Origin of the sequence: Rhodoferax aquaticus (assembly GCF_006974105.1) — a bacterium.
Taxonomy (GTDB): domain Bacteria; phylum Pseudomonadota; class Gammaproteobacteria; order Burkholderiales; family Burkholderiaceae_C; genus Allorhodoferax; species Allorhodoferax aquaticus_A.
The window spans coordinates 2,557,177-2,570,840 of the sequence record NZ_CP036282.1 but is presented as its reverse complement, the minus strand read 5'-3'; the positions used below and the strand labels follow the sequence as shown (position 1 = coordinate 2,570,840).

11 protein-coding genes are annotated in these 13,664 nt (G+C 59.9%); 5 read left to right on the top strand and 6 right to left on the bottom strand.

The window, feature by feature from the left end:
• The first annotated feature begins 16 nt into the window (after positions 1 to 16).
• The 3 genes from EXZ61_RS11760 to EXZ61_RS11750 are packed head-to-tail and all read left to right on the top strand — an operon-like array spanning position 17 to position 4,159.
• Positions 17 to 901, top strand: coding sequence for a MaoC/PaaZ C-terminal domain-containing protein (locus EXZ61_RS11760; protein WP_142811953.1), 885 nt, complete (start codon positions 17 to 19; stop codon positions 899 to 901).
• Between the two features lie 51 nt (positions 902 to 952).
• On the top strand, positions 953 to 2,245 hold the full coding sequence (locus EXZ61_RS11755) for an acetyl-CoA C-acetyltransferase (protein WP_142811952.1): 1,293 nt from the start codon (positions 953 to 955) through the stop codon (positions 2,243 to 2,245).
• A gap of 3 nt (positions 2,246 to 2,248) precedes the next feature.
• Complete coding sequence (locus EXZ61_RS11750) at positions 2,249 to 4,159, top strand: acyl-CoA dehydrogenase C-terminal domain-containing protein (protein ID WP_142811951.1); 1,911 nt, start codon at positions 2,249 to 2,251, stop codon at positions 4,157 to 4,159.
• Positions 4,160 to 4,457: 298 nt separating this feature from the next.
• Here EXZ61_RS11750 and EXZ61_RS11745 read toward each other — a convergent pair whose 3' ends face one another.
• The 3 genes from EXZ61_RS11745 to EXZ61_RS11735 all read right to left on the bottom strand — a co-directional run bounded on the left by EXZ61_RS11745 (position 4,458) and on the right by EXZ61_RS11735 (position 7,194).
• On the bottom strand, positions 4,458 to 5,753 hold the full coding sequence (locus tag EXZ61_RS11745) for a type II toxin-antitoxin system HipA family toxin (RefSeq protein ID WP_142811950.1): 1,296 nt from the start codon (positions 5,751 to 5,753) through the stop codon (positions 4,458 to 4,460).
• Positions 5,743 to 6,003, bottom strand: coding sequence for a helix-turn-helix transcriptional regulator (locus EXZ61_RS11740; RefSeq protein ID WP_142811949.1), 261 nt, complete (start codon positions 6,001 to 6,003; stop codon positions 5,743 to 5,745). Before EXZ61_RS11740 ends, EXZ61_RS11745 begins: the two co-directional genes overlap by 11 nt.
• 288 nt (positions 6,004 to 6,291) lie before the next feature.
• The gene (locus tag EXZ61_RS11735) at positions 6,292 to 7,194 is read right to left on the bottom strand and encodes a LysR substrate-binding domain-containing protein (protein WP_142811948.1); all 903 of its coding nucleotides are present in this window, start codon (positions 7,192 to 7,194) and stop codon (positions 6,292 to 6,294) included.
• 213 nt (positions 7,195 to 7,407) lie between these two features.
• Here EXZ61_RS11735 and EXZ61_RS11730 point away from each other — a divergent pair, with 213 nt between their 5' ends.
• Together EXZ61_RS11730 and EXZ61_RS11725 are read left to right on the top strand one after the other, a co-directional pair.
• Positions 7,408 to 8,598, top strand: a complete 1,191-nt coding sequence (locus tag EXZ61_RS11730; RefSeq protein ID WP_142814215.1) for an acyl-CoA dehydrogenase — start codon at positions 7,408 to 7,410, stop codon at positions 8,596 to 8,598.
• Positions 8,599 to 8,751: 153 nt separating this feature from the next.
• A complete protein-coding gene (locus EXZ61_RS11725) occupies positions 8,752 to 9,792 on the top strand; it encodes a LacI family DNA-binding transcriptional regulator (RefSeq protein WP_142811947.1) in 1,041 nt (346 codons plus the stop codon).
• Here EXZ61_RS11725 and EXZ61_RS11720 read toward each other — a convergent pair.
• The 3 genes from EXZ61_RS11720 to EXZ61_RS11710 form a co-directional block, all read right to left on the bottom strand.
• A complete protein-coding gene (locus tag EXZ61_RS11720; protein ID WP_142811946.1) occupies positions 9,789 to 11,126 on the bottom strand; it encodes a GH1 family beta-glucosidase in 1,338 nt (445 codons plus the stop codon). The two genes, EXZ61_RS11725 and EXZ61_RS11720, sit on opposite strands and share 4 nt — an antisense overlap.
• Positions 11,127 to 11,232: 106 nt before the next feature.
• Positions 11,233 to 12,576 carry a GH1 family beta-glucosidase gene (locus EXZ61_RS11715; protein WP_142811945.1) on the bottom strand — a complete coding sequence of 448 codons (1,344 nt, stop codon included), beginning with the start codon at positions 12,574 to 12,576 and terminating at the stop codon, positions 11,233 to 11,235.
• A gap of 3 nt (positions 12,577 to 12,579) precedes the next feature.
• The gene (locus EXZ61_RS11710; RefSeq protein ID WP_142811944.1) at positions 12,580 to 13,662 is read right to left on the bottom strand and encodes an ABC transporter ATP-binding protein; all 1,083 of its coding nucleotides are present in this window, start codon (positions 13,660 to 13,662) and stop codon (positions 12,580 to 12,582) included.
• Between the last annotated feature and the right edge of the window lie 2 nt (positions 13,663 to 13,664).

The following is a 13,664-nucleotide window of genomic DNA, read 5'->3' as shown; positions in this document are numbered from 1 at the left end:
CGCACAGGTGCACAGCATGAAAACCATTGACTTTGAAACCCTGCCCGCCACCGCGTCGCAATACGTTGGGGCCTTGTTGTCCACGCGCAAGCGCGCTGGTGTGGTCAAGGCCTTGCCCGCCATCACCTATGTGCGGCCCAGCGTGGTGCTGGACGGCGCAGCCATTGCCGCCTATGCCAAGGTGTGTGGTTACCAAGCGGCGCATGGCGTGCCACTGCTGTACCCACAGATGCTGACCTTTCCGCTGGCGATGGCGTTTTTTGTGTCGCCCGATTGCCCATGGCCTGCCTTGGGCACCGTGCACTTGGGCAACCGCGTGAAGCAGCACCACGCCTTGGCGGCCGGTGACGATGTGCGCGTGGAAATGTCGACCGGCCAACTCATGGCGCATGACAAGGGCCAAATGTTTGACCTCGACATGAAAATTTTGCGCGATGGCGAGTTGGTGTGGGAAGCCACGCAAACCCTGCTGCGCATGGGTGTGAAAAACCCCACCGGCGAGCCCTTTGCCAGTGCGCTCAGCATGGACACGCCCTTGTCACACCAAGCAGACTTCTTCGCTTCCAGCGACTTGGGGCGGCGTTACGGCAAGGTGTCGGGTGACTTCAACCCCATCCATATGTCGGCACTCTCGGCCAAGCTGTTTGGCTTTCGCCAAGCCATTGCCCACGGCATGTGGACCAAGGCACGCGCTTTGGCTGCACTCATGCCCGCCGCACCCGTGGCACAAGCAGAAGTGGCTGTGGAGTTCAAAACGCCCTTGTTCTTGCCTGCACGCGCCTCGCTGTGGTCTACCCGCCAAACCACGGGCAGCTTTGACCAGGCTGCGCTGTTTGAAGTGCGTAACGCCAAGGGCGACAAGCCGCATGTGCGTGGGCACTTGAGCTTCCACACCGCTTAGTTGTCGGCCCCGTTTGCACAGCCCCCAATTTCCTTTTCAATAGGACACCTTATGACCCAAGCTATCCGTCGCGTCGCCATCATTGGCGGCAACCGTATTCCGTTTGCTCGCTCCAACACGGTGTATTCCCAAGCGTCTAACCAAGAGATGCTCACCGCCACTATCCAAGGCTTGGTGGACCGCTTTAACCTGCATGGCGAGCGTCTGGGTGACGTGGTCGCAGGCGCAGTGATGAAGCATGCGCGTGACTTCAACCTGGTGCGTGAGAGCGTGCTCTCCACCACCTTGTCGCGCGAAACCCCTGCGTTTGACATCCAGCAAGCCTGCGGCACAGGCTTGGAGGCTGCCATGCTGGTGGCCAACAAGATCGCCTTGGGCCACATTGACAGCGGCATTGCCGGTGGCGTGGACACCACCTCGGACGCACCCATTGGCGTGAACGAAAAAATGCGCAAGATCTTGCTAGAAGCCAGCCGCGCCAAGACCACGGCCCAGCGCCTGGCCGCGTTGGCCAAAATGCGCCCCGGCATGTTGGTGCAACCGTCGCTCCCGCGCAATGGCGAGCCACGCACCGGCTTGTCCATGGGCGAGCACGCCGAGCAAATGGCGCAGCAGTGGGGCATCAGCCGCGAAGACCAAGACGCCTTGGCCTTGAAGAGCCACCAAAACCTGGCCAAGGCCTACGACGCTGAGTTCTTCAACGACCTCATGACCCCTTTCAAGGGCGTGAACCGCGACAACAACTTGCGCGCCGACCTCAGCATCGAAAAGCTGCGCTCCTTAAAGCCCGTGTTCGACAAAAAGGTAGCCCCGGAAAAAGGCACGCTGACCGCAGGCAACTCCACACCGCTGACCGACGGTGCTTCCGCCGTGTTGCTGGCCAGCGAAGAGTGGGCCGCCGCGCGCAATCTGCCCGTGCTGGCTTACTTGACCTTCAGCGAAGTGGCAGCGGTGGACTTCTTTGACAAAAAAGAAGGCTTGCTCATGGCACCCGCCTACGCAGTGCCTCGCATGCTGGCCCGCGCCAACCTGAAGTTGCAAGACTTTGATTACTACGAAATCCACGAAGCCTTTGCCGCCCAAGTGCTGTGCACCTTGAAGGCGTGGGAAGACAAAACCTACTGCAAAGAAACCTTGGGTCTGGACAAAGCCCTGGGCAAGATTGATATGAAAAAGCTCAACGTCAACGGTAGCTCCTTGGCAGCGGGTCATCCGTTTGCCGCTACCGGCGGGCGCATTGTGGCCAGCCTGGCCAAGCTGCTGGCCCAAAAGGGTTCAGGCCGTGGCCTGATTTCCATCTGCGCCGCAGGTGGCCAAGGTGTTGTTGCCATTGTGGAGCGTTAAACCATGACTACGTACAAAGCCCCCCTGCGCGATATGCGCTTCTTGATGAACGAAGTACTGGACTACCCCGGTCACTACGCCAGCCTGAGCAACGGTGCCGAGGCCACGCCTGATATGGTGGACGCCATTTTGGAAGGTGCCGCCACCCTGTGCGAAGAAGTGCTGGCCCCGCTGAACCACTCAGGCGACCAAGAAGGATGCCACTTCAAAGACGGCGTGGTCACCACGCCCAAGGGCTTTAAAGAAGCCTACGACCAGTTTGTGCAAGGTGGCTGGCAAGGTTTGTCCTTCCCCGCTGAGTACGGCGGCCAAGGCCTGCCCATGTCCTTCAACATCTTCAAGTCTGAGATGATGGGCACGGCCAACTGGTCGTTCACCATGTACCCTGGCTTGTCCGTGGGTTGCATCAACACGCTGATGCAATACGGCACCGAGGCACAGAAGCAGCAGTTGCTGCCCTCTTTGGTGGCAGGCACGTGGGCGGGCACCATGTGCCTGACCGAGCCACAGTGCGGCACCGACTTGGCCCAAATCAAAACCAAGGCTGTGCCTCAGGCAGATGGCAGCTACAAGCTCACAGGTACCAAGATTTTTATCTCGGCCGGTGAGCACGACCTGACCGACAACATCATCCACATCGTGCTGGCACGCCTGCCCGACGCGCCTGAAGGCACACGCGGCATCTCTTTGTTTGCTGTGCCCAAGGTCAACGTCAATGCAGACGGCTCGCTGGGCACGCGCAACGGCGTCTCTTGCGGATCTATCGAGCACAAGATGGGCATTCGCGCCTCATCTACGGCTGTGCTCAATTTTGATGAAGCGGTGGGCACCATGGTGGGCGAGCCCAACCGGGGCTTGGAAGCCATGTTCACCTTCATGAACACAGCGCGTTTGGGCACCGCTGTGCAGGGCGTGTGCCATGCAGAAGCCGCCTTCCAAGGTGCCTTGCCTTATGCCAAAGACCGCCGCTCTATGCGCGCCTTGTCGGGCAAAAAAGAGCCTGAAAACAAGGCCGACGCCTTGATCTGGCACCCCGATGTGCGCCGCATGCTGCTCACCCAAAAAGCCATTGCCGAAGGTGGCCGCGCCATGATCTACGGCGTGCTCAAACTGGGTGACCATATGTTCAACGCCGTGGCCGCGGGCGACCAAGCCAAGTACAAAGAGTACGACAGCAAGCTGGGCTTCTTCACGCCCATCCTCAAAGGCTTTTTGACCGAAATGGGCTTGGAAGCCGCTAACCTGGGCATCCAAGTGTTTGGTGGCCATGGCTACGTGCAAGAGCACGGCATGGAGCAAATTGCGCGCGACGCCCGCATCTCCACCCTGTACGAAGGCACCACCGGCATTCAAGCCTTGGACTTGCTGGGCCGCAAGGTGTTGCTGGGCTCTAAAGGCAAGTGTGTGCGCGACTTCAGCCTCACCATGCTGCAGTTTGCCCGCCCACATTTGCTGTCGCGCACCCCCTTGGGCGCCATGGCCCGCAACCTGACCATGCGCGCTGCCGAGTGGAATGTGCTGACCACCGCCATCATGCTGCGCGCCCCCAAAGACCGCGAATTGGTGGGCTCTGCCAGCTTTGACTACCTCATGTACTCCGGCTACGTGATGATGGCCTACTACTGGGCCCTGCAGGCGGAGAAGGCCACCCAGTTGCTAGGCGAGTTAGACACGGTCAAGGCCAAGTCCAAAGGCAAGAGCAAGTTAAAAGACAAGGCCGCTAGCGAAGCAGCTGCCAACGCAGCCCAGCCCGCCAAGGGCGCAGAGTCTGACGAGTTCTACCGCACCAAAATCCAGACCGCAGAGTTCTACTTCGACCGCCTGCTGCCCCGCGCCAACGCCCACCGCACCAGCGCCTTGGCGTCCACCCGCTCGGTCATGCAAATCGACAAAGAGCACTTTGCGTTTGTTTGATGGAAATCCTGGGTGCCAGAGGCGAAAAGTGCCTCTGGCGCCCATGGGGTAAGGGTGAGAAGCTATAAAAGGCATAGCGATCGCTCTGCGGTGCTTGTTGGTTGGGATGGGAGTTTTCGCAGAAAAACTGCTTCCCATTGACGGGTCTTGGCGCTCAGAGCGGGAGGGGCATGCATCCCAAGTGCAGCGCACTTTTGGTTTTCTTAAGCAAGTGTGCGAAGTGTTTCAAATCAAGAGCTTTAGCGCAGACCCTTCATGCGCTGGCCTAGTTTGAGTGCCCCTGAGTCCGATGGATGGTTCAGACCGGGGGCTCTGCAGTCGCGTCATTTTCTGCATCGGGGTCGGTGAGCCGCCGAATGGTCAAAGCGCAACGTTGTTCCATTAATGCGTTGATTTGCTCAACCACTGCGTTGCCAGCAAAGCCTCGTTCACGGTCGGACTGGAGCTTGCGCGCCACGCCTGGCAATGAATGGGCCAACTCCCGTATGCGCCTTTTCGCCTGCGCTTTGGTGAGGCCGGCGCTTTCTGCAAATTGCTCCCAGTGCCGCGCCTGAACCTCGCTGAATTTGTACTTGCTGCCGATTTTCATCGCCATCTTCGGTGTCAAGCTTGGGTACACAGCCGTTGACAGCGTGTCGTAGAAGGGTGCCAGTACGGGTGCTTTGCCTGCGTACAGCAGCGAGAAGTTCTTGGCGTGCGCGTCGTGGTTGCCGATCAGCGCATTGAAAACTACGTAGTCGAGCAGGCGCAAGGTTTGCGGTGCACTGGGGCGCGTTGCGCTGCGTACCAAGTTGAAACACTGCGCCAGATCGGGCCCACCTTCGTTTTGGTATTTCATCTCCGGTACCACGCCCAGCGCTTGGCAAAAGTCTTCTTGGTGAAGGCGTTGCCGCTTACCTTGGGTATCTATCAGTCGGTCGTATCGCTCCACCAGCAGGAACGCGCGACCCCGCACTCGGTGAACAATCGATTTCGCCGGCTTGAGTTGCATGGCCTCAGCCAGCGCCATGCAAAATCCTTCGTTGGTCACACTGTCTTCCACCGCGTGGATAGCAGGCTTCAAGATGTGGGAACTGGGTGTGCCATTGCGCGGTAGCCCAATGCGGGCCCCATCAAACACAACCGGCAGTTTGTCTTGTGCGCCAGCCAATGAAAGCCGCAATCCGTCTTTGCCAGCTAGCATGGGGCGGCGCGGCAGTTCATCCAGGATGGTTAGGACCTCGTCGTCACTAAGCCATTGAACATCCTCGTTGCGGGGCGGGATGGGTAGCGCTTGGCCCGGTGCAAGAAAGGTCACGGCCCCTGCGCAATCGCCGCCAATGTGGTCTAACAGCGCGAAGTCGTTCTGGCTAGAAACTTGGAACTGTTGCGCAATCAGCTGGCGCATGCGCCCCTCTGGCAGAAGCCCGGCAAAGAAGGGACGCGTTGTGCGGTCGTCAAATGGCGTCGCTTGCAGGGGCAGCGACACGGATAAGGCAAGGGCATCTGCTTGCGCCAGCCAGCTGGATGCGTAGCAAAAACTCAAGCGACCATCGGCCAGCGCCAAGGTGCCGACCCGATTGGCAAAAAGCCAGACTTCTAACTCATGCGCCATGGTCATTAACTGCCTGTTGATCGTCGGTCACTGCTGCTGGCAACCCGCTCAACTGAATCTCGCCGCCCAAGGCAGCAATGACACGCAGCACGTTTTCCAAGCGCAAGGTGGGCTTGCCTGCTTCTAGGTCGACCATGAAGCGCACACCGACCCCTGCCGCGAGAGCTAGCTGAGGCTGTGTCAGGCCCAGCTGCTTGCGCGCGGCACGCAAGGCATTTCCTAATTGTTGAGGCGATTGAATGGATGTCATGGGTTGATGAGTTTCCCGTTCGGGAAATTGTCGGCCACAAAAGTGCGGAAAGCAAGCGATATTTCCCGTTCGGGAATATTTCCCTGATTCGCTGGTCGAATTGCGATTTATTTTCCGATCGGGAAATTTTCAACGCAACCCTGCGTGGTGCCTTCAACTGCTTTGGCGCATACCCGCTCGGTCATGCAAATCGACAAAGAGCATTTTGCGTTTGTTTGATGTAAATCCTGGGTGCCAGAGGCGAAAAGTGCCTCTGGCGCCCATGGGGTATGGGCGAGAAGCTACTGTTTATATAGCAAGCTCCGCCTGCAACCACTGCCTAAACGCCCCCAACGCCGCGCGCTCATCCGTGCGTTCGGGCCACACGAGGTAGTAGGCGCGTTCGCCTTGGAGCGGCGCGTCGCAGGCGATGACGAGTTCGCCTCGGGCTAGTTCGGCTTCTACCAGCAAGCGGGGCACCAAGGCCAGGCCTAGGCCGCTGGCGGCTGCGGCTGCGGTCATCGAAAACAACTCATAGCGCGGGCCAGCCAAGGCCATGGGGGCGTCGGCTACCTGCATGGCGTCAAACCATTGGCGCCATGCCATGGGGCGGGTGCTTTGTTGTAGCAGGGGCAGGGCGGCTATAGCCTGAGGACTCAGGGGCTTGCCTTGGGGCAGCCACTGGGGGCTGCACACGGGGAGCACGTCTTCGCTTAAGAGGCGCAGCGCATGCGTACCTGCCCAGTTGGCCACTTGCTCGGGCGTGCCGCAGTACAGCGCGGCGTCAAACGGGGTGTCGGCAAACATAAAGGGGCGTGTTTGCGTCTCGATGTGGATGGTGAGCTCGGGCTGCACCGCCTTAAAGCTTGCTAGGCGTGGGATGAGCCATCGCGTGGCAAAGGTGGGCACGGCGGCCAGGTGCACACTGGCGCTGCGGCCCTGCGGTGCCATGACAGAGAGTGTGTCTTGCTCCAGCCCCAAGAGGCGGGGCGCCACTTGGGCGGCGTAGTCTGCACCCCGCTCGGTAAGCACTACGCCGTGGCGGGTGCGCCTGAACAAGGGCACGCCTACAAACTCTTCCAAGCTGGTGATTTGCCGTGACACGGCCCCCTGGGTCATGGCCAGCTCTTGGGCGGCGCGGGTGTAGCTTTCGTGCCGGGCGGCGGCTTCAAAGCAGGCCAGGGCTTGGAGGGAAGGGATTTTTCTGCGCATGGTGTGTGCAATATACACACCAAAGGTACGTAGATACTATGTATTTGATAGCTACTTAGGCAATATGGATGTGCGTAAAGTGGCTATTTGTGCCAAAAATGCAGAGTATTAAGTATGTGCAGATGGCATATCTAGGTGCAAATTTCTCGTTTGCCGTGCACTCAGGCCACCGCTAACATGGACACAACTTCCACCCAGCTTTCGGAGACACCTATGGCCCACGCAGCGTTCAACTGGCAAGACCCCTTCCTCCTAGACGCCCAACTCAGCGATGACGAGCGCATGGTGCGTGACGCGGCCGCTGCCTACTGCCAAGACAAGCTCCAGCCCCGCGTGCTGGACGCCTTTCGCGCGGAGAAGACCGACCCCGCCATCTTTCGTGAAATGGGCGAGCTGGGCCTCTTGGGCCCCACCATCCCCGAGCAGTACGGTGGCCCTGGTTTGAACTACGTGGCCTATGGCCTGATCGCCCGCGAGGTGGAGCGTGTGGACAGTGGCTACCGCTCCATGATGAGCGTGCAAAGCAGCTTGGTCATGGTGCCTATCTATGAATTCGGCACCGAAGCCCAAAAACAAAAGTACCTGCCCAAGCTGGCCACCGGTGAGTGGATTGGCTGCTTTGGCCTGACCGAGCCCGACCACGGCTCCGACCCCGGCTCCATGGCCACCCGCGCCCACAAGGTGCCCGGCGGCTACAAGCTCACAGGCTCCAAGATGTGGATTTCTAACAGCCCCATTGCCGATGTGTTTGTGGTCTGGGCCAAAGAGGTGAGCGAAGGCGGGGCGGTAGGGCCCATCCGTGGTTTTATTCTGGACAAAGGCATGGCAGGTTTGTCAGCCCCTGCCATCCACGGCAAGGTGGGGCTGCGTGCGAGCATCACCGGTGAAATCGTGATGGACGGCGTGTTCTGCCCAGAAGACAACGCATTTCCTGAAGTACAAGGCCTCAAAGGGCCGTTTACTTGCCTCAACAGCGCGCGCTACGGCATTGCCTGGGGAGCATTGGGCGCGGCAGAAGACTGCTGGCACCGTGCCCGCCAATATGTGCTGGACCGCAAACAGTTTGGTAAGCCCTTGGCGGCCAACCAGCTCATCCAAAAGAAGCTGGCCGACATGCAGACCGAAATATCGCTGGGCCTGCAAGGCTGCTTGCGCTTAGGCCGCATGAAAGACGAAGGCACGGCGGCGGTAGAAATCACCTCCATCCTCAAACGCAACTCCTGCGGCAAGTCACTAGACATTGCCCGTGTCGCGCGCGACATGATGGGTGGCAACGGCATCAGCGACGAGTTTGGTGTGGCCCGCCACTTGGTGAACTTGGAGGTGGTGAACACCTATGAAGGCACCCACGACATCCATGCGCTGATTCTGGGCCGTGCGCAGACGGGGATTGCGGCGTTTTGATGTGGGGTTGAGCGGGTGGCAGGCAGGCATCCGCTTTGGGCTTGTCCGTCGGAGAAGCCCCGCAACGCACCTAGTGCTTAGAGGGCTAAACCAGTATCATCGTGCGACAGCTGACCCCTTGGTCAGCACCATAAAAATGCATGGGATGAGATTTTGGGATCAGACGCCACCCCCCCCGCCAGTCAAGAACCTGTCACCCTGCTAGACGTCGCGCGCGAGGCCCATGTGTCACCGGCCACGGTGTCGCGCATTCTCAATGGCACAGCCAAGGTGGCAGAGAGCAAGCGCAAGGCAGTGGAAGATGCCATTGCTCGGCTGAAGTTCAGGCCCAACTTGTTTGCCCGCAGCCTGAAGACCGGCATCACCATGACAGTGGGGGTGCTGACCCAATCTATCCAAAGCCCGTTTTACGCCCATGCCCTCAAAGGAATTGAAGACGGCTTTGAGGCCAGTGGCCACGCCTCTTTGATTGTGAGTGGCCATTGGGACGCGGCCATTGAGCTCAATGCGGTGCGCCTGCTCATGGAACGGCGTGTAGACGGCCTGATCATCTTGACGGGCAGCATGAAAGACAGCGAGGTGTTGGAGGTTGCCACCCGGTTGCCGGTGGTGATTACCGAACGCAAGCTGGAAGGCCCCAATGTGCGTTCCATTCAGCTGGACCAGTTTCACGGCGGTTATATGGCCACCCAGCACTTGCTGGGCTTGGGCCATACGCGCATTGCGCACATCAAGGGGGTGGCTGGTCGTGCTGACTCGGAGGATCGCTACCTGGGCTACCTCAAAGCCCACCAAGATGCCAAGGTGCCTGTTGATCCTGTTTTGCTGGTGCAGGGGGACTTTACCGACATTGGCGGGCTCAATGCCATGAACCAACTCTTGGACAACCACATCGCATTTACCGCAGTGTTTGGGGCGAACGATGAGTCGGCTTTGGGGGCGCGCTTGGCCTTGTACCGACGGGGCTTGCATGTGCCCAATGATGTGTCCATCATCGGGTTTGACGATCTGCCTAGCTCGGTGTTTATGACCCCGCCCATGACGTCGATACGCCAGCCCACCTATGAGGTGGGGCGCTACTCAGCCCATACCTTGCTGAACATGATGGGCTACCCCATGGACGAGGTGTTGGTGCCCAAACTAGAGCTGGTGGTGCGCGAGACCACCAGCGCTGTGGCGCGGCTTAAGGTTTAAGCCTTGCGGTGCTGCCCGATGAGGGCGGTGTACCAGTGCGCGCTGTCTTTGGCCGTGCGCACTTGGCTGCTGTAGTCCACATGGAACAGGCCAAAGCGCTTGGCGTAGCCTGAGTCCCACTCGTAGTTGTCCATCAAGCTCCAGTAGAAGAAGCCACGCACATCAACGCCCTTGTCCATGGCGGCCTTGAGGGCTTGCAAGTGGGTGCGCATGTAGTCAATGCGCGGGGCGTCAGACACGCGCCCGTCCACCACGCTGTCGGCATTGGCAAAGCCGTTTTCTGTGATGTAGATAGGGGGCAGTGTGTAGTCGCCATGGATCTGGACCAACAAGTCTGTCAAACCTTGCGGGTAGTTTTCCCAGCCCATGTCGGACACGCCCATGGCGTTGGGTGGCGCAACCGGTGGCGTTGCGCTAGAGCACCACAGGCGGGTGTAGTAGTTCACGCCCAAGAAGTCCATAGGCTGGGCGATGGTGGCCAAGTCGCCCGCTTGCACCACGTCGCACACCGGCAGGTCTGGGCCACTGGGGTACTGTTGCAAGAAGATGGGGTCCATGTACCAGCGCACAAACTGCGCGTAGTCGCGCTTGGCCATGGCAATGTCAGCGGCGCTGTCGCTGGCGGGGGTGCTGGGGGACATATTGAGCACAATGCCCAAGGGTGCCTTCACCCCCGCAGCGCGCATGGCTTGCAGCGCCAAGCCGTGGGACAGCAGCAAGTGGTGCGCCACGCGCAGCATGATCTTGGTGTCTTTGAACCCTGGGGCAAAGCGCCCAAGCTCATTGCCCAGCACCGCGGTGCACCAAGGTTCGTTGTGGGTACAGATGCTGGCGGCGCGGGCCCCCAAGCGTTGGCCCATGACCCGTGCGTATTCGGCAAAGTGCACCGCGGTTTGGCGGGACTCCCAGCCGCCTTGGTCTTGCAGACCTTGGGGCAAGTCCCAGTGGTACAACGTGATGTGGGGTGCAATGCCGCGTGCCAAGAGGCCATCCACCAAGCGGTCGTAGAAAGCCAAGCCCTCTTCGTTCCAAGCGCCGTAGCCTAGTGGCTGCACGCGGGGCCAGGCAATGGAAAAGCGGTAGCTGTCTACGCCGAGCGACTTGATGAGGTCCAGGTCAGACTCCATGCGGTGGTAGTGGTCGCAGGCCACATCGCCGGTGTCGCCATTGAGTACCTTGCCAGGGGTGTGGGAGTAGGTGTCCCAAATAGAGGGGCCACGGCCACCGTCTTTGGCGCCGCCTTCAATTTGGTAAGCGCTGGTGGCCACGCCCCAGTGGAAGGCGGGGGGAAACGTCAAGTCGCTAGGGGGCGTGGGGTAGTTTGGGCTTGTCATGGTGCGTTGGATGTAGGTAGTAAATGACGGTATGGCGGCGAGTTGTTGCGGCGGGTTCAATACGGGCAAGGTGAGAGATTTGCGCGCGAACGCTCTTTGTAACTGTTTATTGAGATATCTGCTGGCTGGCAATGAAACCTTGGTACCACCAGGCGCTGGCCTTGGGGGTGCGCACTTGGGTTGCATAGTCCACATGGCAGAGGCCAAAGCGCTGGGTGTAGCCCTTGCCCCATTCAAAGTTGTCCATGAGGGACCAGGCAAAGTAGGCACTTAAGGGCACGCCTTCGCGTTTGGCTCGGGCCACGGCCATCAGATGGCTGTGCAGGTAGTGCACGCGTACCGAATCGTTGATTTGGCCATCCAGCACTTGGTCGTTCAAGGCGGCACCGTTTTCGGCAATGAACAGGTCTTTGACCGGGTACTGCTGCTGCAAGCGCAACAGCATGTGGTGCAAACCTTCAGGGAAGATTTCCCAGCCCATGGTGGTGTATAAGGCGCCGGGCACCTCCACCTCACGGGCGTGGGGGTAGGGCAGGCTGGCATCAAAGCGCACATGCCCCCGGGTGTAGTAGTTCAGGCCCAAGCTGTCGATGGGCTGGGCAATGATTTGCATATCGCTGGCCGCAATGTCTGGCGCATGCTCGCCGTGGGCTTGCCAAATATCCGCCGGGTAGCGGCCCAAAAACAGCGGGTCCAAGAACCAGCGGTTGAAGACACCGTCGGCATGCTGCACCGCCTGCTGGGTCTGCACGCTAGGGTCTGCCGCGTAGTAAGGCTTAACGTCCAACACAATGCCCACCTTGGCCGTTTGCGTGTGGCTGCGCAGCACAGGTACTGCCATGCCGTGGGCCAGCAGCAAATGGTGCGCTGCCAAGAGCGATTTGCTGCGGTCCTCCATGCCGGGCGCGTGGCGCCCTTCTAGGTATCCCACGGTGGCGCTGCAGCGCGGCTCGTTGAGGGTGGCGTAGCTGTGCACCCGGTCGCCCAAGCGGCGCGCCACTGCATCGGCAAACTCGGCAAATGCGTGGCACGTGTCGCGGTTGAGCCAGCCGCCGCGCGCGTGCAGTGGCAGCGGCAAGTCCCAGTGGTAGAGGGTGGCGTAGGGGGCGATGCCTTTTTCCAGCAAAGCGTCTACCAAGCGCTCATAAAAATCTAAGCCCTGTGCGTTTACCAGCCCTGTGCCTTGCGGCAGCACCCGTGGCCAGGCAATGGAAAAGCGGTAGGCGTTGTGGCCCAAGGTTTTGATGAGCGCCACATCTTGCGGCATGCGGTGGTAGTGGTCGCAGGCCACATCGCCCGTGCTTTTGTCTGCAATACGGCCGCTGTGGTGGGCAAACTCATCCCACATGCTGGGCCCACGCCCATCGGCGTGCACAGCGCCTTCAATCTGGTAGGCCGATGTGGCCGCACCAAAGTGAAAGTCCCGGGGGAAGTCGGTCAGTGAGGGCATGGCCTAGAGACGGTCTTGGCTCGCTGCGTCAAACACCGAGGCCTTGGAGGCGTTGACGCGCACAAACGTGAGCTCACCCTTGCTGTACTCCACGGTGCAGTCTGCCGTCATGCCCAGTTGCGTGTCGCCCACTTGCAGCCACACCACCTGGTTGGGGCCCATGGGCTCCACCAAGCGCACGGTAGCGGCAGCATGGTCTGGCGCTGCCACGCTGTGGCCGCTGACGTCTTCGGGCCGCACCCCTAACACGACCTTTTGGCCGTTCCTTGGTGGGGTTTTGAAGGCATAGCCAGTCAGCGGCAAGCGCAAAGCGGGGGACACAAACGCCGCTTCAGCGCCAGACACTTCGAGCGTGCCTTCCAAAAAGTTCATGCTCGGAGACCCCAAGAAACCCGCCACATACATATTGGCGGGCTTGCCGTAGACGGCAGCGGGCGTGTCGATCTGCTGAATTTTTCCGCTGCGCATCACGGCGATGCGGCTGGCCAAGGTCATGGCTTCCACTTGGTCATGGGTGACGTAGACCATGGTCACACCGAGTTTGTTGTGCAACTCTTTGAGCTCGCGGCGCAACTCCGCACGCAGCTTGGCGTCCAGGTTGGACAGCGGTTCGTCAAACAAAAACACATTGGCTTGGCGCACCAAGGCCCGGCCAATGGCCACACGCTGGCGCTGACCGCCCGACAAGTTGGCGGGCTTGCGCTGTAGCAACTCGGTCAGGTGCAGCATGGCTGCCGCTTGCTCCACACGCTTGGCAATCTCGGCTTTGGCCACGCCCGCCAAGCGGGGGCCAAAGGCCATATTGCCTTCCACCGTCATAGTGGGGTAGAGCGCATAACTTTGGAACACCATGCCAATGCCACGGTCCTTGGGGTCCGCCCAAGTGACGTCGTTGCCTCCAATGGAGATGGAGCCATCGGTGACATCAATCAGTCCTGCAATGCTGTGCAGCAAGGTGGATTTGCCGCAGCCTGAGGGGCCTAGCAATACGAGGAACTCACCGGCTTGGACCTCAAGGTTGAGGTGCTTGATGATGGAGACGCCGCCCAGTTCGATGTCTAAGGCTTGAACAGAAATATTGGCCATGA